The organism is Actinomycetospora soli (assembly GCF_021026295.1).
GTDB lineage: Bacteria > Actinomycetota > Actinomycetes > Mycobacteriales > Pseudonocardiaceae > Actinomycetospora > Actinomycetospora soli.
In genome coordinates, this window is record NZ_JAJNDA010000042.1 from 1 (window position 1) to 23361 (window position 23361).

18 protein-coding genes and 1 pseudogene are annotated in these 23361 nt (G+C 70.4%); 14 read left to right on the forward strand and 5 right to left on the reverse strand.

Annotated features, from left to right (window positions below; translation table 11 throughout):
* Positions 1 to 349: 349 nt before the first annotated feature.
* On the forward strand, positions 350 to 1105 hold the full coding sequence (locus LN037_RS31100; protein ID WP_230760818.1) for a RusA family crossover junction endodeoxyribonuclease: 756 nt from the start codon (positions 350 to 352) through the stop codon (positions 1103 to 1105).
* Between the two features lie 207 nt (positions 1106 to 1312).
* Here the strand turns inward: LN037_RS31100 and LN037_RS31105 are convergent, their stop codons facing one another.
* Positions 1313 to 3514, reverse strand: coding sequence for an AAA family ATPase (locus LN037_RS31105; RefSeq protein WP_230760820.1), 2202 nt, complete (start codon positions 3512 to 3514; stop codon positions 1313 to 1315).
* 580 nt (positions 3515 to 4094) lie between these two features.
* Between LN037_RS31105 and LN037_RS31110 the strand changes: the two genes are divergently transcribed.
* From LN037_RS31110 to LN037_RS31120, 3 genes are all read left to right on the forward strand, one after another.
* Positions 4095 to 4334, forward strand: coding sequence for a hypothetical protein (locus LN037_RS31110; RefSeq protein WP_230760822.1), 240 nt, complete (start codon positions 4095 to 4097; stop codon positions 4332 to 4334).
* Between the two features lie 98 nt (positions 4335 to 4432).
* Entirely contained in the window at positions 4433 to 4582 is a 150-nt protein-coding gene (locus tag LN037_RS31115) for a hypothetical protein (protein ID WP_230760824.1), read from the forward strand.
* Between the two features lie 360 nt (positions 4583 to 4942).
* Entirely contained in the window at positions 4943 to 6055 is a 1113-nt protein-coding gene (locus LN037_RS31120; RefSeq protein WP_230760826.1) for a tyrosine-type recombinase/integrase, read from the forward strand.
* Between the two features lie 30 nt (positions 6056 to 6085).
* Here LN037_RS31120 and LN037_RS31125 read toward each other — a convergent pair whose 3' ends face one another.
* Positions 6086 to 6292, reverse strand: a complete 207-nt coding sequence (locus tag LN037_RS31125; RefSeq protein WP_230760828.1) for a hypothetical protein — start codon at positions 6290 to 6292, stop codon at positions 6086 to 6088.
* A 1981-nt stretch (positions 6293 to 8273) separates the two neighbouring features.
* On the opposite strand from LN037_RS31125, the gene LN037_RS31130 reads away from it, so the two are divergent.
* The 8 genes from LN037_RS31130 to LN037_RS31165 all read left to right on the forward strand — a co-directional run bounded on the left by LN037_RS31130 (position 8274) and on the right by LN037_RS31165 (position 20003).
* Entirely contained in the window at positions 8274 to 10358 is a 2085-nt protein-coding gene (locus LN037_RS31130) for a GH12 family glycosyl hydrolase domain-containing protein (RefSeq protein WP_230760830.1), read from the forward strand.
* Positions 10359 to 11457: 1099 nt separating this feature from the next.
* Complete coding sequence (locus LN037_RS31135) at positions 11458 to 12741, forward strand: CpaE/TadZ family protein (RefSeq protein WP_230760832.1); 1284 nt, start codon at positions 11458 to 11460, stop codon at positions 12739 to 12741.
* Positions 12741 to 13061 carry a hypothetical protein gene (locus LN037_RS31140; RefSeq protein WP_230760834.1) on the forward strand — a complete coding sequence of 107 codons (321 nt, stop codon included), beginning with the start codon at positions 12741 to 12743 and terminating at the stop codon, positions 13059 to 13061. The genes LN037_RS31135 and LN037_RS31140 overlap by 1 nt, the downstream gene beginning before the upstream one ends.
* Positions 13062 to 13068: 7 nt before the next feature.
* Positions 13069 to 13905 (forward strand): hypothetical protein, encoded by an 837-nt coding sequence (locus tag LN037_RS31145; protein ID WP_230760835.1) that lies wholly within the window; start codon positions 13069 to 13071, stop codon positions 13903 to 13905.
* Positions 13905 to 15701 carry a hypothetical protein gene (locus LN037_RS31150; RefSeq protein WP_230760837.1) on the forward strand — a complete coding sequence of 599 codons (1797 nt, stop codon included), beginning with the start codon at positions 13905 to 13907 and terminating at the stop codon, positions 15699 to 15701. Before LN037_RS31145 ends, LN037_RS31150 begins: the two co-directional genes overlap by 1 nt.
* A gap of 3 nt (positions 15702 to 15704) precedes the next feature.
* Entirely contained in the window at positions 15705 to 17201 is a 1497-nt protein-coding gene (locus LN037_RS31155) for an SCO6880 family protein (RefSeq protein WP_230760839.1), read from the forward strand.
* 31 nt (positions 17202 to 17232) lie between these two features.
* On the forward strand, positions 17233 to 18864 hold the full coding sequence (locus tag LN037_RS31160) for a putative type IV secretion/conjugal transfer ATPase (RefSeq protein WP_230760841.1): 1632 nt from the start codon (positions 17233 to 17235) through the stop codon (positions 18862 to 18864).
* Positions 18864 to 20003: a C40 family peptidase gene (locus LN037_RS31165; protein WP_230760843.1), complete on the forward strand. Its 1140-nt coding sequence runs from the start codon at positions 18864 to 18866 to the stop codon at positions 20001 to 20003. Before LN037_RS31160 ends, LN037_RS31165 begins: the two co-directional genes overlap by 1 nt.
* Before the next feature lie 13 nt (positions 20004 to 20016).
* On the opposite strand, the gene LN037_RS31170 is transcribed toward LN037_RS31165, so the two are convergent.
* From LN037_RS31170 to LN037_RS31180, 3 genes are read right to left on the reverse strand one after another with little or no spacing between them, the layout of a single operon-like run.
* Complete coding sequence (locus tag LN037_RS31170) at positions 20017 to 20781, reverse strand: Scr1 family TA system antitoxin-like transcriptional regulator (protein ID WP_372460574.1); 765 nt, start codon at positions 20779 to 20781, stop codon at positions 20017 to 20019.
* Positions 20771 to 21337: a DUF6879 family protein gene (locus tag LN037_RS31175; protein WP_230760847.1), complete on the reverse strand. Its 567-nt coding sequence runs from the start codon at positions 21335 to 21337 to the stop codon at positions 20771 to 20773. The genes LN037_RS31170 and LN037_RS31175 overlap by 11 nt, the downstream gene beginning before the upstream one ends.
* Positions 21334 to 21555 carry a hypothetical protein gene (locus LN037_RS31180; protein WP_230760849.1) on the reverse strand — a complete coding sequence of 74 codons (222 nt, stop codon included), beginning with the start codon at positions 21553 to 21555 and terminating at the stop codon, positions 21334 to 21336. The genes LN037_RS31175 and LN037_RS31180 overlap by 4 nt, the downstream gene beginning before the upstream one ends.
* A 272-nt stretch (positions 21556 to 21827) precedes the next feature.
* Between LN037_RS31180 and LN037_RS31185 the strand changes: the two genes are divergently transcribed.
* Together LN037_RS31185 and LN037_RS31190 are read left to right on the forward strand one after the other, a co-directional pair.
* Entirely contained in the window at positions 21828 to 22568 is a 741-nt protein-coding gene (locus LN037_RS31185) for a WhiB family transcriptional regulator (protein ID WP_255695384.1), read from the forward strand.
* A 97-nt stretch (positions 22569 to 22665) separates the two neighbouring features.
* Positions 22666 to 23361: pseudogene (locus tag LN037_RS31190) on the forward strand (hypothetical protein); the annotation flags it as partial.

Genomic DNA, 23361 nt, shown 5'->3' on the forward strand with positions numbered 1-23361 from the left:
AGATGTTGGCGCTGGTTGGCGTAGGAACCGCCATCATCAACTTCTCGGGGCCCGCCTCACCGCAGCGACACGACCCCAGCTCCCGGCCCGGTCACACCCTCAGCTGCACTCCGAAATCGGAAGAGCCGCTAAAGCTGATCCAGGCCGTGCGACCTGCACTTGCGCCTGTGGATGGGCCCTAACGGCTGGAGCGGGCCCGCCATGGGTGTCGTTGTTGTCCGGCTGCGATCAGCGAAATCTGGCAAAGCTATAGAGGGCAAGCAACTGGCCGCAGGTGGGAGGGCCACCAACAGCACGAGCCCGCTGGTCTCGGTGGTAGACACCCCTCCTGAAGGCGTATTATTGCTTGATGAGCAAGAAGGAGGAAGCGGCACCATTCATCCAGTACGCGCAGCGGTGCGCCTACGAACACAAGTCGCCGGAAGTCGATGTCTGGGAAGGACTTCTGGCAGAGGGGTTCCTAAACGACACAGGCACTGCCCTAGCAACTCCTTTGAGTGCAGGAAGCCGAGAGACGCTTCGGCTCTGGCTTCAAGGCTTGCGCGTCGACGACCCCTTCGGCCTTGACCTATCAGTAAAACGTCCAACTCTCGCGCAGTGCCTCTTCCTGACCATCGGCGAGAAGGCTTCTCATCTTGCGCAAACTGCTTGCATGCAGTGCAGCCTCGACGATGACCCCATAGCAGCTACGCTTCCGATCGCCGTTGAGCCAATATCCGCGCAGTCGTCCAACTCAGACCTCCGGGGCCTCTACAAGAGGAGGATTCAGGACGCCCTGAGGACTCACCGAAACGAGGACGGAACCTCCATGTTCGCGAGGCGAGGGTTGTGCGTGACTGTTGTGAATGTGCTAGGCGCGAAGGTGAGAAAGAAGGACGCGGACAATCTGGTAAAGGCCCTACTTGACGACATGCAAGGGATCCTGTATGACAATGATAACGCGATCGTCCATCTTCAATCCTTTAGGCTCGGGTACGACGGGGATGCCAGCTACCATCACGTGCACTTGACTGGCGTTAGGGCGGATAGTGCGGAAGACGAGAAGAAGCAGGTCTTGGACATCAAGAAGGAATCGACCCTCCTGAGTGGTCATCCGACCATCTGACTATCATCAGGCGGACAGCTCAATACCACGAATATAAAAGATCGCGCTTACGCACGAGCACACCCATAAGCTTCCTTTCGTGACGAGACGCCAGGTCTCGATCTCGAACACGACCTGGGTGCCGGGGGACTTAGCTTACGCGATGCTCTGCGTGAACGGATAGATGGGTTATGGAGCTAGAACAAGGTCCGCCCCCCTGTTAACGTCTTAATCCGATATCATCAGAGCAGAGACGTCCTTGAAGAGCTGGCGCAGATGGTCGTCCGACATGTCGATGATCGGCTCGTACATGAATGAATTGACGTGGATGTTCTCGGGCGTCATCAACACCACAGCGTCGAGGGTGCTAAGAACTTCGGGCGCACCCAAACCGGCTATCTTAAAATGCACGAACAGCTCGTAGGTTTGCTGGGCCTCGATGGCGTCGACCAATGCCTGGTCATCGAGCTTTGACACCATGTAGCGCTCCGCCGCAAGCCGGGTGGCGATCGACAATACGATCTTGTTGCCGAAGTTGATCCCCTGGCTGGCCGTCAACGCTTCGGTGGCCTGGGCCACAATGAGGTCGATGACCGGCTGTTCGATTTCGGGCCAGGCCCCGTCACCGCCGAAGACGCGCTTGAAGACGGCGTCGAGGTCACCTTGCGTGATGCTGGCGGAATCAGACTTCCAGTGGAGGAGGGAGGTCAGTGTGATGTAGTCAGGATCGTCCTCGCCCTTGGTGTACTCGAGGATGTTACGCATAAATGGAATACATGCCACTCGCTTCATGGGTTGCTCGAAGAAGCGGGGCTTGAAGTCCTTGACGAACGGATTCTGAATGCCCGTTGCCTGCTCGATGGTGACTCGTTCGCTGCTCTTCTGCGCCATCATGCAGGTGGAGTAACCCGTGACGCCTCGGCCCTGCAAGGTCCGGAAGAAATCGAAGTTGTGGGTGAGAATGATCTGACGGAAGTTTGCCTGCTCCGTCATCTCCTTGAGGTATTGAATAATGGCGTACTTGTTCTTGTAGTCGAACGAATCAGCAAGATCGTCGATCACGAACACCGTGGTACGCCCAGCCTTCTTGCGCGTCTCCATCTCGAAGAGCACGTTCAGAATGTACAGTGCCTTCTTCTCGCCGTTGCTCAGCACTTGAAGTAGGTCGCCGCGCTCAACCGAAGCGCTCTCATCGCCGTCGAAGAACTCAAAGTGGAGCTGCGGCACCGAATCCTGCCCGAGCACCACCGCGTCCCGGTTCTGCGCCGTCAGCTGGAAAGGCACGTAGAACCTGGAGTTGAAGATGTCAATCACGTTTTCCCACTCCGTGCGCTCCGCCTTGGCCTGCTCGCGGATCGCGCGCATACGGTCGTCGGAGTTGCGGTACAGATCGACCGCGCGCAGGAACAACGGCTCGGACTGCTTCAAATAGCTCTTCCAAAGCTTCTGCTCGAAGACCGCCATGTTGGTCAGCTCAGGCAGGATTTCGCGATGCTCGTCGAGAAGGTCCGCAAACTTGCGGACGTCCGCATTCTTATTCAAGGCGGCCTCGATCGCGAGCAGCCTCTTGCGCAGGTCCTCGTCGGAGGCGATTTGCGCCTTCTCCTCTTCAATTAGCGCATTGAACTCCGCTTCGGTTGGAATTTCCTGAGTTTGTCCCTCCCCATCGTGCAGGACAACTGAGTGGCCTGCCCTGAAGAAGCCGTTGCTGGTGAGCGTCTTGGTAACGTTCTTGGCGTTGAAGTAACTGAACTTGTCCCGGCTAAAGTACTTCGACTCGTCCAAGAGGGCGTTGAGTCGCGTCACGTAATCGGTGAGCAGGCTCTTAAGGTCAGCCTGGTTGAGGAGCGACCGAACCTTCTCGTTAAAGATGAGGTCGTACGGCAGGTCAGCGAAGGGCGCACCGTCCTCGCGCTCCACCTCTTCGCGGATGCGTGACAGTGCCATGAAGAAGCTCGACTTCTCGGCCATAAACGCGTACGATAATGCTTCGGCAATATCAACCTTCGTGCCGGAATTCTCCTTGAGCGCCGCGAGAAGCTCAGCTCGAACGTCGTTCAATCCCTGCTGAAGCTCCTCGTATTCGCGGCGCAGGTCCGCGTTAACCAGCAGCGTTGAGGTCGACTCGGTAGGCCCGAGCTCCTCGTCGTAGGAGAGAATGACGACCACCTCGTCGCCGTCCAGAGCAGTGCCGTTCTCATCCACAATGCGCCGCACGCTGTCGCGGTCGGCGAACATGTGGTCACAGCTATCTTGACCGCGGGACAGGTCGCGCAGCGTGCGCGCGAACGACGTCTTCATCGCGCCGTTTGGTGCGTAGATAGCAACTGCGTGACGCCGACCGTCGCGCTTGGCGATCTTGAAGCTCAAAGTTGCATCGAGCTTGCGGATGCCATGACAGTTCTCAAGCTCAATGCGCAGCTTTTCCATGTCGCTCCCTACGGGATGCAATGCAACAGGCGTAAATCCGATCGCGAAAAGGCCGCGACCGCGTGAGAACTCCAGCCGCAGCCTAGCAGGACAGCGCCTACGGCGTCGCGCGGCCTCTGTGCTATCGGACGGGATTGCATTTGGATATACGCCCTACTTCCTGCGCCATTTCTCAAGCCGTTTGGCTGGTCCGGGCGGGCGTCCCGCTCGGCAAAGTCGCCAACTTGATGGGTCACGCCAACCTGCACCAGACCTGGAAGACCTACGTCCGCCTCGACGCGGAGAACGATCGCCGCAGCCTGATCACAGTGAGCGTCCTACCGCTCCGAACGCCAACGTTCTGCCACTACCCGAGGTGGCATCACATTTTACTCATGCGTCGATACCGCGATATGCGGCGTTATCGCGGCGTTCGGGAGAGGCTGTTCGCCTCTAGGCGGGCCTCCCGGCGACGCCGCAAGACAACCAAGCTGCCCGCCCGGGCGGGTCCTGGCGGAGCCGGACACCCCCGCCGCGATTGGGTCGCCCTGCTCAGCGGCTCGCGTTCCGACCTTTGAGCCTGTCCGATAGCCTTGGCTCCGTGAGCGAGGCGTTCGAGATCTCCGCGGACGACGCCGAGCACGACGGTTCCGAGATGGCGGCGCGCGAGCAGCGCGCAGCCGAGCGACCCGCAGCATGCGTCGCCGCCACCGAGTACCACGCCGCACGCTTCGGAGCTCCCACCCTCGAGCACTACCGCGCGGTGTACGCCCAGGCCGGCGCGTCCTGGCCAGGCGAAGCCTTCGTCCGGCGCCACTACCCCGTAGCGGACGCCTCCTGAGCGCACTGCCATCTACCGGCGAGCCGCCACCGCTGCTCGCCGGCGGCAAGGTTCTCGACGCGGGTGCGGTCGCATCGTGGGCGCGCGGCGGACTGGCCATGGCCAGCTGGTCGATCATCGTCGCCGAGCTCGGGGTGACCCTGCTCGTCCCTTCCGCCGTGGTCTCCGAGGCTCTCCTTGCCCTGCCCCACCACGGCACCGACATCGACGTCCTGCTGGCCCAGCCCCACGGTCCCCGTACTCGATGAGCCCACTGCAGCCATTCGCGCTGCTATCGACGCTGCTCGGGAGCGTGACGGCCTCTTTGACCCGGTCGCCTCCTGGGTCTCGGCAATCTGCCAGCAACGCGGGTGCTCCGCGATATCCAGCGACCCGGACCGGCTGCGTCGCGTGCACCCCAACCTAGAAGTCGATCTCCTCTAACCGCAGACCACCGCCGCTGCGCCGTGTGTCGGTCCCGACGTCGACATCCCGCCGATCTGCCAGCTTTCGCTCAGGTTCGCCGCCTTCGCGTCGAGGTCGCGTGGGGCGGGATTATCGCGGCATCGACCCAGGTCAGAGGCCCCCGGTCGCTTTGTTGACAGCTCTCGGTCCTAGCGTCGAGCCTCGTGAGCACCACAGGCCACAGCAGCCACGAGCAAGCGGCCGATGACGGCCGGCGGGTACTTGCTCGGGTCCCGGAGCAGCGCACGGCGCCACCCCCGGAGTTGCTCGGTGGTCTGGCCGACGAGTACCTGCCCGCCGCGCTGTGGACCGACGCGAGGGTCCGGCTGCTCGTGAGCGGCTGGCTGTCCGGCTTCCGATCGCCGAGGACACGCCGCGCCTACGCCGGCGACCTGCTGCTCTGGCAGCGATGGTGCACCGCACGTGAGGTCGACCCCCTGCGGGCGCGCCGGGTGCAGGTCGATCTCTACCTCGCCCACCTCCTCGACGGCGGCGCCGCTCCCACCTCCGCCGGGCGGCGACTGTCCGCGCTGTCCTCGTTCTACCGCTTCCTACTCGACCAAGACGACCTCGACATCGCCCGCACCAACCCCGCGGCCGCGGTCCGACGCCCCGCCGTCGACGCTCAACACTCCTCCACCCTCGGGTTGACCCGCGACGAAGCCGTCGCCCTACTTGACGCCGTCGACCGCAGCCGAGGAGCCCAACGGCGCCGGAACGCGGCAATGCTGCATCTGCTCCTGCACAACGCGCTCCGCGTCGATGAGCTCCTCGGGGTGGACGTGATCGACCTTGGCCGCCACCCCGGTCGAGAGGACGTACATGACACCCTGACCATCCGGCGCAAGGGTGGCCGCCGAGCGCGCATCGCCCTCGCCCCTCGCACAGTCGAGTCGGTGCACCGCTATCTCGAGCACCGCGCCGCCGTCGAGGACTGTGATCAGACCGAGCTGGCCGGGCCGCTGTTCGCCTCTCGCACCGGGCTACGGCTGACCCCGAAGGCGGTCTGGGTACTGGTGCGCCGCACCGCTCGCGAGGCTGCGATCGAGTCATGGGCGAAGCTCTCCCCGCACTCGCTGCGCCACACTGCCATCACCCTCGCTCTGGACGCCGGCGCACCGTTGCGCGACGTCCAGGACTTCGCCGGGCACCGCGACGCCCGCACCACCCGGCGCTACGACCGCGCTCGCGAGGACCTGGACCGCTCCCCCACCTACGCCCTGACCAAGTGGCTGACACTCACTGAGGCCCCAGTTTCAGACGGCGGCCCGACGTGAGAGAGCAGTGCCTCGAGGAACGACGTCCGCTCAATCAGCGTCGAGCGCCTCGTCGACCTCGTCGTCTGTCACGTCGTTGATCGCCAGATGCTCCAGCACCCGCCCGAGACGCAGTTCGTTGCGCACGCTGGCGCGCCGGAGCTCGTAGAGCGTGTCGCCGTACCCGCCCTCGACCTCGGTCAGTCGGGCCTCGACCGCCCGCAGGCGCTGCTCAAGGGTACGCAGGGACGAGGTCATGGAGCGCATCCTAGAGCCTCCGGACGCGCGCCGAACGGCGTCCACTCGAGTCGCTTCCTCCGGCCTACACCGGCGCCCGCGCCGTCGCCGCAGGCCCATCGACGCCGGGACGACAACATCCGGCTCGTGGAGACGCAGCAGGCCAGAGACGATCGCCGGTGCCGCGATAGTTGGAGTTATCGCGCACTCGATGCGGACTACCCTCACCGGACGCCGCTACTAGGCGATCTTGAGACAGACCGCCGTAACCGCCACTGTCACAGAATCCGCATTGACGGGCTCTCCCGGGAACCGGTATCCGGGCTGCGCAGACACCTGGTACCCGTTCTCCCGCTCGCCTGTGTCGCCCAAGCTGTAACTGACAGCCCTGTTGCCGTAAGGACTTGCGCCGTTAGCCGTCCAGGATCCAGTAACTACAGTTTCGCCGGGCTGGCACGAAGCCTTGACGATGACGAAGTCGCTACCAGCGGGGATCGTCTGAGTAGCTGTGCGGCGCTCGACCTGCGCTGGCTGCCCGACGCTCGGCGCTGGCGCAGGGGCCCCGTCGTCCGCCAGGTTCCAGCGAATCGGCGTCTCCTGGAGGAAGCCCGGGCGCGTGAAGCAAGGTCTTGATGCCGTGGCGACCCGCAGCACGCCGGTCTGCTTGTTCACACACCCGCTCACCGTTGGGGCCGAAGCACGCGGCGCGGCGGCATAGGCGGTGGTAGCGGCGGCAGCGATCGCGAGGACCACTCCAAGCACGATCAGCATCCGACGAGTTGTCGACACGAGCCCCCCAATGACGATTGCCCGGTATACAACACGACCGATGCCCGACCATCGTCGCGGGGTGGTTCCGCAGAAGCCCAACTCTCTGCCATCGGTGCGGCTGTCGAGCTGGCACTCCGCGCCGCCATCAATTAGCTGGCGCCGCCTGCCCCAGCGCCCAAGGAGCGGCACCCATGCCGCGCTAACGGGGATTAGCGCAGCATCATGAGAAGGTCACGCGGCTGTGATCGCTGCGCGACGGCGACATCGAAGGCAATCAGCAGCTGCCTTCCCCGCTGCCGGTCGAGGCAGGTCCACCGCAGCTGGTCGAGGCAGCTTCACCTCGGTCGGCGGCGGGGGGTCTGACCGACATGAGCTCGGCCCGCTCGGCGCCGGGATGGGCCTCCGGAGCGGGTCTGCGGCCGCTGGTGCGGTGGGGACACGCCCGCTGAGCAGCAGGCCGAGAATTCTGTGCGCTCTACGGAACCTGACCGGCCTACTCGGGGGTCTCACTCGGTAGACGCCGCACACCCCCTACCGGCGTCCCGCTTGAGGAGATGGCAGTGGGCTTCGGTGAAGGCACGAGCGCATGAGCGACCCGGTCGGGACCCGTGTCGGCGGGTCCCACCAGCGTTGGTCGCCCGAGCGTGGCTCGACTCCGCTGGACCGTCTCGGCTTCGGCGGCGGCACTTCCAGCGCCAGTCGTCCCGCCACACCTCGTGACGCGGTCTCCCCGGTCCGAGTCGTGATCGTCGCCATCGTCGTGTTGGCGGTGATCGGCATGGTCGGGATCGCAACGCTGGCCAGCACCGGAAGTTCCACCCAGCTAGCGGAACCGTTCACCTCGCCCAGCACCTGGAACGCTGCTTCGAAGAGCCGCGAACCCGTTGCCTCCGCCGAGCAAGCTCCGTCGGGCAACTTCAGCGCAGAACCGGACGCGGGTGGTCCGATCGTCGCCTCCTTGCCGGGTCCGCCGAGCTCGTCCACCGCACCGCCAGCGGTGGCACCTCCTGCCTTCTCGAGCGTCCCCCTTCCCTCGAGCGCACCTCAGTCCGGCGCAACCGCGGCCGACCCGTCTTGGGACCCTGCCGCGCCCGCGCAGCGCGACCGGGGAACACCGGCACATCGTCGCGCCACCACCACCTCAACGGGCGACGACCGACAGCAGCCGCGGCAGCGCACAAGTACGTCGACGTCCCCGAGCACGATGCTATCGCTCCAGCCGCCCGCGGACTTGAAGGAACGCCGTCGCACGCCGTCCGGGTCGGTGCAGGGCTCGGGGCAGAAGGTGTGCGAGAAGTTCGGGTCGGCCAACGTCGACGACGGCACCTACATGGTGCAGAACAACGAGTGGGGCGCCTCGGACGGCCAGTGCGTCACCACCAACGGCGGGCCCGGGTTCTCGGTGGACTCGGGCAACCACAACAAGAACGACGCTCCCGCCGCATACCCGTCGATCATGTCGGGCTGCTGGATGGGGACCTGCACGAAGGGCACGACTCTGCCCACCCAGATCGGGCAGCTCGGGCCGCTGTCGTCCTCGATCGCCGGACAGATCCCGGCGGGCACGAAGTCGAACCTGGCCTACGACATCTGGGCCGACTCGACCCCGAAGAAGAACGGCCACAACGACAAGCTCGAGCTGATGATCTGGCTCAAGGAGACCGGAGGCATCAAGCCGATCGGCGACAAGACCGGCCAGGTCGCGATCGGCGGCGCGAACTGGGACGTCTGGAAGGGCACCAACGGCGGCGTCAAGGTCATCTCCTACTTGCGCCAGGGCTACGTCGACTCCGCGGACAACCTCCCGATCACCGACTTCGTCAAGGATGCGGTCAAGCAGGGCGTGGTCTCCGACGCCGACTACCTCACCAACATCCAGGCCGGCTTCGAGCCCTGGACCGGCGGCCCCGGCCTGCAGCTGACCAAGTTCGACGTCACCAACGGCCAAGCCGCCACCAGCGCCAGTCCCACCGGCACCAGCTCGACCGGGACGTCCGGCACCGCCGGGACCGCATCGGCAGCAGCCCCGACGTCATCCGCGCCGGCACAGAGCGCCTCGCCGCAGTCGTCGGGCAGCGCTCCGGCCTCCGGGGTGACCGCGACTACGGCGCCCACCGCGACGTCGGGTGCTTCGCCGACCTCCGCCAGCGCCTCGAACCGCTCGGCGGCTCCGACCGCGACCAGCGGTGCCGCTGCGGCGACCTCCGGAGCGCCGTCTTCGTCGCCGACCTCGCCGACCTCGCCGACCTCGTCGGTGTCCACGTCCAGCTCGGCGGGCTCGGGCGCGACGGCGTCCAGCTCGCCGGCGACGTCGACCAGCACATCGGCTCAGGAGCCCTCGCCGTCAGGGTCGCCCGGGTCGCCCTCGTCATCGAAGTCGTCCTCGTCCTCCGAGGCGGCAGCCCCGACGTCGACGACGACGACGGGCTCGGGCTCAGGCGCTGGGGACGGTCCCGGTGGCGAGGCTTTGACCGGCGGCCCCACAGGCGCGTTGTGGTCGTTGACCAGTGGCTTGGAGGGGTTCCAGTCCACGCCGTGGAACAACGAGAACGCGAAGGACCCGGTGGCGGCGGCCTCGCCCAACGTGGCGGGTCGGCAGGCGGTCAAGTTCGAGGTGCCCGGGGGCGGGAAACGCTCGGAAGCCCAGCCGGAGAAGGACACCTTCAGAGACGGCGACCACAAGTTCTTCGGCTACTCGGCGTTCCTGGACCAGAACTTCGCCACCGACGCGGACAGCTGGCAGGTGATCTGGCAGCTGCACGACAACGGGGTCAACGGCTCCCCGCCGGTGGCGATCGAGGTCGGGAAGGGCCACCTGTGGCTGGCGACCTCGGGCAACGACCACGACAAGGACCTCGGCGCGGTCACCCCGGGCAGCAACGTCTCGGTGCAGCTCGAGGTCGAGTTCAAGACCGGCGGCGGCTTCGTGAACGTCTGGCGCGACGGCAAGCAGCTCGTCTCCAACTACACCCCGCCCAAGGGGACCACCGTCGACGGCGGCGCCTACCTCAAGACCGGCATCTACCGCGACCCCTCCGAGGGCAAGGACAGCACCCTGTTCCTCAACGACCTCAAGATCGGGGACTCGCTGGAGTCGGTGAGCAACCTCGCCGGGGCCACCACCGCCAGCGGTGCCGCGCTGCCCCTGGTCGGAGTGCTGCTCGCGCTCGTCCCGGTCGCCGTGGCCGAGCTGCGTCGACGACGCCGCGCGCGGCATCCGGAGCTGCTGCTGCCTCGTCCCCGGCCGGCGTTCGACCCGCCGGCACGAAGCGACGCCGCTCGCCGGGCGCGGCCGCGTGAGGGAGCGAGGCGATGACCGCCGCGCCGCACCACCCGGGCCCGCTGACCGGCAGTCGGGTGCAGACCTCTCCGCGGTGCGAGGGCTGGGGCAGCTCCCGCGGCCGCGGCGAGGGCCAGGGACGGCCCGGCGGGACCACCGGGTCGGGGAGCTCTCGGGGGCCGTCTTCCCTCGACCAACCCGCGCAGCCGCGAGGCCGCGCAGACCTCCGGCGCCCCCACCTCAGAGCGCGAGTCGCGCTCCGGCCGCACATCAGCCTCAGGAGGACGGCGTGACCCAACTCGAGGACCACCGCGTGCCTCCCACCCCACCCACCGAGCAGCCCGACGCGTCGCCGCCACACCGGCCATCCCCGCCGGCCCCTCCGGCGCCTGGCCCGGTACCCGGGCCGCCTCGGTTCGTGGTGCCCAGCGATGAGGACTGGGACGGGCGCCCCTTCACCGGCCGCGACGACGACCGTCCCGCCGCGATCACCGACGCCGACCGCACCCAGGTCGTCCCACCCCGACCTGCCGTCCCCCCGTTCTCCCCGCACGACGCGCCCGCGCGGCTCCCGGCCCCGCCCACGCCTCCAGTCCCCGCGGCGGCGGCCGAACCCGGCCTGCCCACGGCCGCGGCGGCCTCGAGACCGGCCGCACCCGCCGGGAGCCCGGAACTCACCCAGTTCGTCCCGCCCCGCCCTCAACCGACCACGACCTCGACCCCGGCCGGTCAGGAAGCTGAGGCCGGGGCACAACCCGACAACCACGCAGCTCGCACCCAGCATGTGACACCGGAACGGATCGCAGCGGCCACCGCTACTGCAGCGAGCTCAGCGCGGGGCAGTGTGGGCTCCGCGGCGTCGGCTCCGGTGCGGGACTCGCACCCCTCGGCCGACGCCGCCGCTCGGCGGCCGGCGCCTCCGCGCCTTGCGCCTTCCGTCCCGCGCCGGCCGCCGTTCCCGCCGGCACCACCGCCCGGTCGGGGCGAACCCGCACGAGGCCCATCCCCTTCTGTCCCTTCTGCTTGGTCGTCTCCTCCTGCTGCCTCGTGGGCTCCGCGCGACGCGACACGGGAGACTGCGGCTGATCGCGCGTCACAAGCGTCGGCGTGGACGCCTGCGAGCTCGTCGTCCGAGGTGGAGGACGTCGCCTTCGACGTCGTCGACCCGCTGCCGCGCATCCCCGCTCCCGGATCGGGCCGGGGTCCCGCTCGCGAGGACGACCGCCACGCCGCCCCCGCCGATGCGCGCGACTACAGCCCGGGCCGCCCGGAGGCGGCCGCAAGTCCCTCAGCGGCAGGGCTCGGGGGTGGGCAGGTCGGCGGTGAGCTGGTCGCGGTCGCGGTCGAGGGTGAGGACGAGACGGCGCGGGGCCTGCTGGGGCAGGGCCTTGCGGGGTCGCTGGTCTCCACCGCGCGGGAGACGTGGCCACCGGCGGATGCGGAGCTGCTCGACGACGCGGTGACCGCGGGGGAGACCGCGCACGTCCGGGCGCTGGCGGACCCGCGTAGCCCGGTCTCGGACCGGGCCCCGGCGACCGCGGTTGCGCGGACCGAGGAGGCGATGGAGACCGCGGTCGCGGTCGAGCGGCTCGCCGATCGCCATGAGCCGGGTCGCGCGGACTGGGCCCAGGGCGGCGTGGTGATCCCGGTGATCGGCGCGTCGGCAGGGGTCGGGGCGTCGGTGATGACCGCGGCGCTGTTCGACGCGCTGGACGTGTGTGGGGTGCCGACGCTGCTTGTCGACGCCGCCGACCCGGCCCGCTCCGGGCTCGCGGCCGCGGTCGCCGACCAGGGCCCACCGGCGCGCACCCTGCACCCGAAGATCGGTGTCGCCTACGGCCGCCGCGGCGGGGGCTGGGTCGCGCAGCTCGCCACCCCACCGAGCGAGGTCCTCTCCCCGCGGATGGTGCCCTCACCGTGCTGGTGGCTTCCGGACCAGACCGCGCCCGCGGCCACGGTGGTCGACCTGGGCTGGGACCCCTGGCAGGTCGCGGCGTCCCCGCTGCGCAGCGCGGGGGCGTGGCTCGAGGCCGGCACCCCCAGCTCCCCGCGCCCGGTGCTGGTGGTCGAACCGAACCGGCCCTCGCTGATGCGCGCCAACCAGCTGCTGACCCGGCTGCGGCCGTGGATCGCCGCCGGCCAGGTGGCCGCCCCGGCAGCGCTGGTCGTGGTCTCGGCCAAGCGCTGGCCCAAGCAGATCACCGGGGTCGCTGCCCAGGCCCTCGGTGAGCTGATGGAACACGCGGTGTTCCTGCCCTACGACCCCGCCGTCGGCGCCGGCGGCATCGGTGCGGAACCGGTCCCCGACCGGCTCCGGGCCGCGGCTGCGGCGATCCCGGCGCGCTGGGGCCTGATCCCGAACAACCACGCCCCCGGCGGGGCGCTGCCATCCCTGACCCGACTGTTCGGAGGCCGCTGATGCTGCTCACCACCACGACCGCCGCCCACGACCTCGCCCACCAGCTCCTCGCGGCGCTCCCGGCGCAGGTCCCGAACCCGGGACCGGTTGCGCCACCCGGCTCGGAGAAGCTCACCCAGATCCTGAGCTACCTGAAGTGGATCGCGCTCGGAGCGTGTGCGGTGGCATTCATGGGCGGCATCATCGCCTTCACCGCCGGGCGGGTGGTCGACAACCGCCGCTACGGCAACACCGGCGCGCTGATGATGCTCGCCGCGGTGGGCGGGGCAATCCTGTTCGGGATCGGCCCGACCGTGCTCAACGGATTCGCCGGCACCTGAGATGTCGATGGTCAGCGAGGAAGAGCAGCGCGCCGCCCGCGCCAAGGTGATCACCGCGCTCGGGGTGTTCGCCCTGGTGCTGGTCGCGGTCATCGTCGGGTTGGTGTGGGCCGGGCACCAGTCCAGCCCGACCACCTCCGCCCCGGCGACCCCGGCTGGCGCCGACCCCGTTCCCGGCGGGGCGGGCACTCCCGGCGCCGCGGTCGGCGCGGGGAACTGGGACGTGGCGGGGGAGACGGCGCTGGCGACGGCGCCGATGCGCCAGTTCCCCTCGACGGCCTCGATGCCCCAGACCCTGGAGCCCTCGGGGCTGCCGGTGATCGACGTCCCGGCCCCGACCCGGACGAACCCGGCCGGGGTGGGCGAGGGGTTCCCCGCCACCCCGCAAGGCGCGATCGGGCAGCTCGCCGCGCTCGAGGTCGCCGGGCTGGCGGACCTGAACCCGCAGACCTACAACGCCGCCTACACCTCGATCTCGCTGCCCGGCGCCCCGGACCCGGCGGCGACACCCCTGGGGGTGCAGGTCAACAAGGTCTACTCGCAGGTCGTGCTGCAGGGCTCGACCGGCCAGCCGATCAGCTCCCGCTGGCAGCTGGCCGGGGCGCAGGTCAAAGGTGTCACCTCCGCGGGCCGGTCAGTCGTGGTGTGTGTGGCCGGGGAGCTGCAGCTCGCCCAGGTCAACTCCGCCCAGACCGGGACCGGGGACTGCCAGGCGATGCGCTGGACCGGCCGCGACTGGCGGATCGCCCCGGTCCCGGCCGCGGCCCGCGCGCCGGTGACCTGGCCCGGCTCCCCGGCGTTCGTGCAGGCCGGCTACCACCCGACCAACGGAGGACCGGCCTGATGGACGGCATCATCACCGGAGCCATCGGCGGCTTCCTCGACGGCATGGCCCGCAACGTCTGGACCGGCACCCTCGAGCTGCTGCGCAACGTCCTCGGCCTGGTCGGGACCCTCGGCCGGGTCGACCCGACCCCCGGCGCCGGGGCGATCTCGACGACGTTGTGGTCCTCGATGCTCCAACTCGCCGCGATCATCGCGGCGATCCTGTTCTTCACCCAGCTCGCGATGGCGGTACTCAACCCCCGCCGCCACATGCTCACCGCCGCGCTCGGGCCGGTGCAGTACGGGATCGCCACCGTGCTGACGGTGACCATCGTCGTCGCGCTCCTTGGCGCCGCCGACGGTCTGACCAGCCTGATCTTCCAGAGCGGCGCCAACGTGACCGACGCGGCCGCCACCATGGACCGCCTCGGGCTCACCGACGACAACAACGCGGTCAAGGCCCCGGTGCTGGCGGTGCTGGGGATCGTCGCGGTGCTGCCGCTCTCGATCGGCTACGGGGTCATGCTGCTGTTCCGGTCGGCCTCGATCCTGGTCATCTTCGCGACCATTCCCGTCCTGAGCGCCGGGCTGGTCAACCTGGCCACCAAGCACTGGTTCTGGCGCGGCCTGCGCTGGTTGCTCGCCCTGATCTTCATCCAGCCCACCTTCGCGCTGTGCTTCACCATCGGCTCCGGGGTGATCTCCGCGGCGGGCCGCGGCCAGGGCGACATCCCCACCGGGGCAGGCACCGGCCTGGTGCAGAACGCGCCCACGCAGGGCTCCGGGATCGTCACCCTGCTGCTCGGGTTCGGGATCCTCTTCGTCGCGCTGTTCGCACCGATGGCCCTGTTCCGGCTCTTCGCGTTCGTCGAGCCCGGCACCCAGCCCCACCAGACGATGATGTCGGCGTTCGGGTCCGCCGCGGCCGGGTTCAAGCAGGCCGGCGCCGGAATCGCCTCCGCCGACGTCGGATCGGTGTTCTCCTCGGCCACCGGCGGCCGCTTCGGCGGCTCCCAGGACGCGGCCTCGAGCTCCGGTGGCGGCACGGGGGGCGGCTCGGACGACAAGAAGCAGCTCGCCGCCACGGCCGCGGCCGCGGCCGCCACCGGCGGCGCCAGCGCAGCCGTCGCCGGCGCAGGAGCCGGTGGCGCCGGGACGGGTGGGGCGAGCGCGGCCGGCGGCCAGGCGCTCCCCGCGGTGGCCGGACAGGGCCAGGGCTCCAGTGAGGAGAAGGACCCCGGTGACCAGGAGGAACTCGTCGGCGCCGGCGCGGCGGCGTCGTCACCGGGCCAGCTCGGAGGCGCTGGCGCCGGCGCCGGCGCCAGCGGCGGGTCGGGTGGCGGCTCGTCCGCCGGGGGCTCGTCGGGGTCAGCCGGGGGGTCGGCCGGGTCCGCGGGAGGCGCCTCGGGATCGTCGTCGGGGTCCGGTGGCGGGGCCTCCGGTAGCGGGTCCTCCGGTGGTTCCGGCGGGGCGGCGCCGGGCTCGCTGGCCGGGCACTGGGCCGCCGCGCAGGGGTCCGCGATCGGCGGGGGCCGGGTCGCGGCGCTGGGGGCTGCGGCCGGGACCGTCGGTCGGGGCGCCTGGAGCGCCGGGGTGGGCATCGCCGGAGCGGCCCCAATGCCTCCGGCCCCGCAGGGCGGGGTCGCCGGGCGCGTAGGCGACTACGGCCCTGCCGACTACGCCGGCGGTCTGCCCCCACGCGGCAATCCCTACCGCGACCCGAGCTACGACCGCCCTGACGAGGACTACGCCGATTTCGACGACCAGCCCGACCGCGACGAGCCCGACGACCACCGGATGAGCGGGGTGCTCTGATCCATGTCCGAGCAGCTGACCTACGTGCCGGGGCGCCCGGAGCGCAACGGCTGGATTCTGGGCCTCACGATGCCCCAGGCGGTGATCTGTCTGGCCGCGGTGCTGCCGCTGATCCTGTTCTTCGGCGCCAACCGCGCCGCGCAGGGCCTGGTGGTGCTGCCGTTCTCGACGGTGATCGTGGCGCTGACGGTGGTCCCGATCCGCGGGCGCCCGGCCGCGAAGTGGCTCGCGGACGCGGTCCTGTTCGGCACCGGGCAGGCGGCGGGCTGGTCGTCGTGGCAGTCCAAGGCCGCCGCGGGCCTGCCGGTCGACCGCGACGAACCCGACCTGCCCGGGGCGCTGTCCCGGTTGGACCTGCTCGACGGCCCCCCGATGCCCGATCACGGCCGGGTCTGCGTCCTGCACGACACCGCCGAGGGCCGCTGGGGGGCGACCGCGCGGCTCTCCGCCCGCGGGGTCGGGCTGGCCTCGGCGCTGGAGTGCCGCAACCTCGCCGCCGGGCTGGGCAACATGCTCAAGGGCCTCTCGGCGTCGGACCGGGTCGACCGGGCGAGCCTGGTGGTGCGCTCGGTGCCCGACGACGGCACCGCCTACGAGCTCTGGCGCGACCGCCACCAGGCCGACGCCGCCCCACCGCTGGCGGTCGCGGTCGCCGACGACCTGCGTCGCATGGCCGGGGCGGTGTCGGTGCGCCAGGAGGCGTTCCTGACCGTCTCCGCCCGCGACGACGTGCTGCGCCGCCCCGCCCAGGCCGCCGGCGGCGGCCGCTTCGGGCGCGCCCACGCCCTCTACCGGGCGCTCGGGGCGCTGGTCGAGCCGCTGCAGCAGATGGGCTGCGACACCCCGGAGTGGCTGACCTCGGCCGGGATGGCCGAAGCGATCCGCACCGGATTCAACCCCGCCGCCTCCGGGCTGCTGACCCACCAGCGCCTCGAGCACGGCGAAGCCCACCTCCCCGCCGCCGCCGCGGGCCCGACCCGCGCGCCCGCTCCGGCCGCTCGTTCCTACGCCCACGACGGCTACGTCACCGTGTCCTACTCGGTGATCCCCCCGCGCTCCGGGGTGCGGTTCGGGTCCCTCGCCCCGCTGCTCGCGGTCCGCACCCCCGGCGAGCGCCGCACCCTCGCGATCCACTACGAGGTCCTCCCGCAACGCATGGCCCAGCGCATCGCCACCCGCGAACGCCAGACCACCACCCTGGTCGGGGAGCTCAAGGCCTCCAATGGGTTCGGGGAAGCCGCGAAGGACCGCCAGGACCGCGGCAGCTCCTACCGCCAGGAAGACGTCATCGCCGCCGGCGAGGCGATGGTCCGCTACGCCGTCGTGGTCTCGGTGACCGTCCCCGCCGACTGGAACGTCGAGGACCACGCCGAGGCCCTCGAGACCAGCGCCGCCGGCCAGTACCAGCTGGTGCGCCTCGAGCTCGCCCAGGACTCCGGGTTCGTCGCCGCGACCCTCCCGGTCGGGATGGGCCTGGCCCGCATGCGCAACGCCCTCTGACCGCCCGCCCGCGACCGGAAGGACACTGACGATGACCCGACCGACGTCCCGCCCGGCTCGCTCGGCGCGTCGCGGCGAGCAGCTCGCCGGCCGCAACACCGCGCAGCTGCTGCGTGGCTTCGAGCTGCCCGTCCCCTCCCGCCCGGTCCACGAGCAGGAAGCCAAGCCGGAGAAGGTCAACCGGGGCGGGCGGCCGCGGCGCGGGCGCAACGAGCGCGGCCTGGGCTGGACCGCGGTCGAGGCGCCGCTGGCCACCCTGCGCACCACCACCGACCAGGTCGGCGGGCTCTACCCCCTGCTCGCCACGCCCGGGATGCCGCCGGTCGGGGCGCTGATCGGCTACGACGCCCTGTCCGGCGGCGCGTTCTACTGCCACCCCGTCGAATGGGTGCTGCGACAGATCTCGACCAACCCGAACATCCTGGTCTTCGGCGAACCCGGCCGCGGGAAGTCGAGCACCATCGCGGCGTTCCTGCTGCGCATGATGGCGTTCGGGGTCAACACGCTGATCGCCGGCGACGTCAAGGGCGAGTACTCCCCGCTGGTCCGGGCGCTCGGGCAGGAACCGATCTCGCTGGGCTACGCCCAGCGCACCCGGATCAACCCGCTCGACCTCGGCCCGCTGGCCGCCCGCTGGGACAACCTCACCGACGACCAGGCCGCCGACGCCCTCAACGACCTGATCGGGCGCTGGTCGACCCTGCTCGCCGGGCTCGCCGAAGCCGGCGGCCGCCCGGTCACCCCGACCGACACCGAGGTCCTCGCCGACGTCCTGCGCGACCTGACCGGGATCACCGCCGGGAACACCCGGCCCCGCCCGATCACCATCCCCGACGTCCACCGCGCCCTGACCAGCGCCGACGAACGCCTCGTGCGCACCCACCGGTTCGCCACCCGCCAACACTTCCTCGACGCCACCCGCCCCCTGACCGACTCCCTCGGCGCCCTGGTCAACGGCTCACTCAAGGGCCTGTTCGACGAGCAGACCAACATCGACGTCGACTGGGCCGCACCCATCCAGTCCCTGGATGTCTCCGGGCTCGAGGGCCGCGGGGAGAAGGCCCTCGCCGTCGCGATGACCTGCCTGGGGTCCTGGTCGCGCTCGGCGACCGACCTGCGCACCGACGGCGCCCTGCGCATCATCGTCCGCGACGAGATCTGGCGACAGATGCGCCTGGGCACCGGGATGGTCGCCGCCGTCGACGCCGAGCTGCGGCTCTCCCGCGCCCAGCAGATCATCTCCATCCTCGCCGCCCACAAGCCCGGCGACATGCTCACCGTCGGCGACACCGGCTCCCAGTCGGTCAACATCGCCAAGGGCCTGCTCGCCCTGTGCGACACCCGCCTGCTCATGGGCCAGACCACCGCCGTCGCCGACGAGCTCGCCTCCGAGCTGCAGCTCTCCGGCCGCGAACAGGACCTCATCACCGGCTGGTGCAACGGCTCCCCCGGCCGGGGGCTATGGAAGGTCAAGGCCAAGGGCTTCCAGGTCCAGGCCATGCTCACCCCCCGCGAGCGACAGATCTTCGACACCAACGCCCAGCTCCGCGGCCCCGCCGCTCCCCCCTCGTCTGCTGGGTCGTCCGCCGTGTCGTCTGCCGTGTCGTCTGCCGTGTCGTCTGCCGTGTCGTCTGCCGTGTCGTCTGCTGTGGCCGGCGTGTGATGGACCGGCGTCGGCTGGCGACCCTGATCGGCGCGGGTGTCCTGGCGTACCTGCTGTTCCTCGTCGCCCCCCTGATCCTGGTCACCGTCCTGATCTCCGGCGGCCTCGGCGCCGCGGGCAGCACCTGCGACGGGCCCGGCGGCACCGGCGCGGGCACCGACGGCACCGGCGCCGCCCTGAACGGCGGCGACCAGCTCGCCTACGCCCAGCTGATCACCTCCATCGTCGCCGGCCGCGGGCTCCCCCGGCAGGCCGCCGTCGTCGCGATCGCCACCGCCGCCCAGGAGTCCCGCCTCGGGCAGGCCGGCATGAACACCGCGGTCGACCACGACTCGCTGGGCCTGTTCCAGCAGCGGCCCTCGCAGGGGTGGGGCTCCCCGGCGCAGGTCAAGGACCCCACCTACGCCACCAACAAATTCCTCGACGGCCTCGTCGGGATTGGCGGCTGGGCCACCATGCCCGTCACCAAGGCCGCCCAGACCGTGCAGCGCTCCGCGTTCCCCGACGCCTACGCCAAGTGGGAAGCCCAGGCCCGCGACTTCGCCACCCGCTTCTGGCCCCCCGGCACCCAACCCGGCGGCGACCCCGCCACCGCAGCCACCCAGACCGTGGCCGCGCCTTCCGCCGCCGGGGCACAGACCTGCCCCGGCGAGGGCGGCGACGGGCTCGCCCCCGGCTCCGGCTCGACCGCCGTCCCACCCGGCTACACCCCGCCGACCGCCCCGCAGACCAGAGCCGTTCTCGACTTCGCCATGGCCCAACTCGGCGAGCCCTACCAGTGGGGCGGCACCGGACCCGCCGCCTACGACTGCTCCGGGCTGATGTGGGCCTCCTGGGCCAAGGGCGGCATCACCCTGCCCCGCACCGCCGCCGCCCAGTCCAAGTTCGGTGCCCCCGTTACCGACCCCGCCCAGCTCCAACCCGGTGACCTGATCTTCATGCCCGGCGCCAACGGTAGCCCCGCCAGCCCCGGGCATGTCGGGATGTACATCGGCAACGGCCAGCTCATCAACGCCCCGCAGACCGACGACCCCGTCCAGATCGTCCCCGTCAGCAAGTGGCAGGGAAAGATCTCCGGGATGCGCCGACCCGGCGCCACCAACCCCGACGCCCCCGCCGCGCCCGCGGTGCGAGCATGAACGCAACCCCGAGCTACAGGGGGCGCGCCGCCTCCAGCAGCTGGTCATACAGCTGCCGGTACACCGCGAGGTCCTCAGCGCGGGTCAGCTCCAAGCCACCGTGGGGCAGTTCGATCCCGACTCGGACGGGCCCGGAGTCGTCGGAGTGCAGGTCGAACGAGCATGTCGCCCGCACGGGCAGATCGGCGAAGTCGATGACTCGCACAGTGACCCCGGCGAGCTCCTCGTCGGCCTGTTCGATCTGCGCCCGCTGGGTCTTGTCGATGTGGTCGAGGACCTGGGAACAGATCACGAAGCGGAACGCCCGGCCGGGCTGTTCGAGGACGGCCTGGCGCAACACGCGCGTCGAGACATACGCGTCGAGATCGGTGACGCCGAAGCGGGCCGCGGCGCGCCGGCAGTACGCCGGTGTCTGGAGGAGGCCGGGGACGATCTGCCAGACGAAGGACTCGATCAGAGTGGCCCGGTCGATGCGTTCGGCCGCCTGTTGCTGCAGCTCCGCCCCGGTTTCGAGGCGCCAGGCGGTGGACTCGGCCGCCACGGCTTCGACCAGCGCGAGCACTGTGCTTCGTTCCGCGGCGGGAGCCCCCGCTCGGTCGAGCCAGCGGCGGGCTTCGTCCAGGCTGATCTGTCCGGTGCCTCGTTCGACTCGCGGGACGTGGCTGTGCGAGCGACCGATGGCCTCGCCCATGTCCCGGGTGTTGGTGCCCGAGGCCCTGCGGCGAGCGGCGAGCAGACGGCCGAGCTCCTGCCGTGCCGCGGACGGCTCAGCTGGCACGTGCAGCAAGCTCCGTCCCGGACAGGTCGCTCAGGAACCGATCGAGCGGCCGGGCCGCGCGCTGCGCCACGCTCGCCTGCCGCTCGAGCTCGGCGATTCGGTTTGGCGCGGCGCCGCGTGTGAGGTGCTCGAACTCGAGGACCTCCACCGTGACCGGGTCGTAGTGCATGATCACGGCCTCGGCCGTCGGTGTCCCGGCGTCGAAGAGCCAGAAGTCGGGTCCGAGGGGCGTGTCGATCGCCTGGGCGTCCGCGATCGAGATCTGCTCTCCGACCGCCACGTTCTCGCGGTAGGCATCCAGCTCGTAGCGCATGTAGTCACTGAGCGGCAGCGTCACCACGTGTACGCGCGACCGGCGCTTGCCTTCCAACGTGTGCTTCGCCGCTCGCGCGAGATAGCTGTCCTCGCTGACGGACCGGAATTCCCGCTGGCCGCGCAGCCAGGACGCGACCCGCTCCTGCTCTTCCCGGGAGACACCTGCGTAGTCCTGCAAAGTCTCCAGCCGGAAGCAGGTATGGGTGTAGCGCTCGTTGAGTGCGGCCAGCGGACTGGTCATCCGACCCTCGCCGCCCGCTGCGCGACCAGCTGCTCGAAGACCTTGGCCGGCATCACCCCACGCACCTCGCCCGGCGGGACCGGCCCCAGGGCCACGTCGGTCTCCGCCGCCTTGGCCCCGTCGAGGGCGTACAGCTGCACGACAACGTCCTGGGTCTCGGTGTCCTCCGCCAACGTCGGGCAGTTGTCGCCCGGGCAGTCGTCGTACTTCGCGCTCACGATGATCATCTCGGCCCCCTGGCCCAGTTTGGCACACCTTGGCACAGGCCATCGTGAGTCTCCCTCCAGTGCCGAGTCAACGCCGCCGGCACCAAGCAGTGCAGATCGACGTCCTGACCCTTGTCCCAGCATGGCACACTTTGTAACATCGCGTATCAGCGGGTGGCGTTGTTCCCCTCGAGGGCGGTCCCGGCGGAGTTGGCGCTCCGCCGGGACCTGGTGAGCCGCCCCTGTCCCCTTGCGAAGACGACCAGGAGCGACCCATGCCAACGATGACGCCTGCCTTGACGAGGGCGGTCACCGCACCCCTACGGGCCTGTGACCAGCGGCTGATCGATCCCGAGCTGATGTTTCCCCTCGACAAGTCCGCGCGGCCCGGCATGCGCACCGCCGGGGAGCGCGAGGCGCTTCAGGTGTGCGCGCGATGCGCGGTGCTGGCGGCGTGCCGCGAGGAGGTGCTCGCGGCGGAGATGCCCTACGGGGTGGCGGGCGGGATGACGGTCGCCGACCGCCGCGCGGAGCGGGCCCGGCGTCGCGGTCTTGACTGTGCCCAACCCGCGACCTCGCCCGCCGCCGGGTTCGGGACCAGCCAGCCCTCGGAGGGGACCGTCGTCGGGCCCGCCGCTGCGGCGACGACCGGGCTGAGCGCCGAGGACGCCGCCCTGGAAGCGGTGCTCGACGCCCAGGCGGAGTTCGGGCCGGCCGCCGAGACCGGCCGGGTGCGCGAGCTGGTCGCGGGCCGCGGCCCGGCGGTGGCGTCGCGCTGGGAGGTGGCGCTGGCGGCCGCGACGTTGCTGCGGCTCGGGCACACCCTCTCGGCGACCGCCCGGGCGCTGGGCGAGCAGTACACGCAGGTCAAGCGGTGGCACGACCGCGACCAGCGCGGCGGGGCGTTGATCCTCGGCGAGCGGGGCACCGGGACCCGCCCGCTCGCCCGCCCGGCTGCGTCGATCGACGCTCCGTCCCCGGCTGCTGCCCCGGCTTCGGCCGCGGCCGGTGTGGAGGCGGCGTGAGCGGCACGGTCGCGCCCGGCGCCCGGCCGGGGTGTGCGACCGGCAACCTGCTCGGAGCCGGGGTGCACGCCCGGGCGGCTCTGTGGGGGTCGAGCCGGTGAGCGCGGCGGTGGCCGACCTCGACGCCCCGGCCGTGGTGGCGGGCAAGGTCGCGCGCATCCAGGCCCAGATCGACCGCTGGGCGCTGGTCGCGATCCTGCTCGGCCTCGCGTTCACCATGGTCAACGTCCAGACCTTCGCCGCGGCAGGCGCGGCGATGTGGACCCTGCCCTGGCTCGCGGCCTGGCTGCTGGACCCGATGGTGTCGATCCTGCTGCTGGTCGTGGTCCGCGCCGAGCAGGTCACCGCTCGTTGGCAGGTCAGGATGGCCTGGCAGGTCACCGCCACCAAGTGGGTCGCCTTCGCCGCGACCTACGTCATGAACACCTGGTCCTCGATCGACGAGGGTGTCTGGTCGGACATCGTCCTGCACTCGGTCCCGCCGGTGTTCGTGCTGATCGGCGCCGAGGTCCTGCCCAAGCTGCGTGAGGGCCTCACCGAGGCCGTGCTCAAGGCCCGCGCCTACGCCACCACCGCCAGCGCAGACGGCGCGGAGCAGCCACTCGATCTCCCGCCACTGACACCACCTCCCGATGGGCCGCCGACCACCAGCGAGCAGCAGGGCGTCGGGGCTGGCAGCGGCGGGGTGACCGAGCGCCCGCCGCTCCCGCCCGCGGGCTCGGTGGCCGGGCGACATGACCTCGTCGGGGCCTCAGACCGGGCCGAGGCGCGCAAGGCACGGCCACGCAGCAAC

Bases quoted from the DNA above. Each gene is read 5' to 3' on its own strand.
- LN037_RS31100 (WP_230760818.1), top strand. From the start codon at position 350: ATGAGCAAGAAGGAGGAAGCGGCACCATTCATCCAGTACGCGCAGCGG.
- LN037_RS31105 (WP_230760820.1), bottom strand. From the start codon at position 3,514: ATGGAAAAGCTGCGCATTGAGCTTGAGAACTGTCATGGCATCCGCAAG.
- LN037_RS31115 (WP_230760824.1), top strand. From the start codon at position 4,433: ATGGCCAGCTGGTCGATCATCGTCGCCGAGCTCGGGGTGACCCTGCTC.
- LN037_RS31125 (WP_230760828.1), bottom strand. From the start codon at position 6,292: ATGACCTCGTCCCTGCGTACCCTTGAGCAGCGCCTGCGGGCGGTCGAG.
- LN037_RS31140 (WP_230760834.1), top strand. From the start codon at position 12,741: ATGCTGCTCACCACCACGACCGCCGCCCACGACCTCGCCCACCAGCTC.
- LN037_RS31145 (WP_230760835.1), top strand. From the start codon at position 13,069: ATGGTCAGCGAGGAAGAGCAGCGCGCCGCCCGCGCCAAGGTGATCACC.
- LN037_RS31150 (WP_230760837.1), top strand. From the start codon at position 13,905: ATGGACGGCATCATCACCGGAGCCATCGGCGGCTTCCTCGACGGCATG.
- LN037_RS31155 (WP_230760839.1), top strand. From the start codon at position 15,705: ATGTCCGAGCAGCTGACCTACGTGCCGGGGCGCCCGGAGCGCAACGGC.
- LN037_RS31160 (WP_230760841.1), top strand. From the start codon at position 17,233: ATGACCCGACCGACGTCCCGCCCGGCTCGCTCGGCGCGTCGCGGCGAG.
- LN037_RS31165 (WP_230760843.1), top strand. From the start codon at position 18,864: ATGGACCGGCGTCGGCTGGCGACCCTGATCGGCGCGGGTGTCCTGGCG.
- LN037_RS31175 (WP_230760847.1), bottom strand. From the start codon at position 21,337: ATGACCAGTCCGCTGGCCGCACTCAACGAGCGCTACACCCATACCTGC.
- LN037_RS31185 (WP_255695384.1), top strand. From the start codon at position 21,828: ATGACGCCTGCCTTGACGAGGGCGGTCACCGCACCCCTACGGGCCTGT.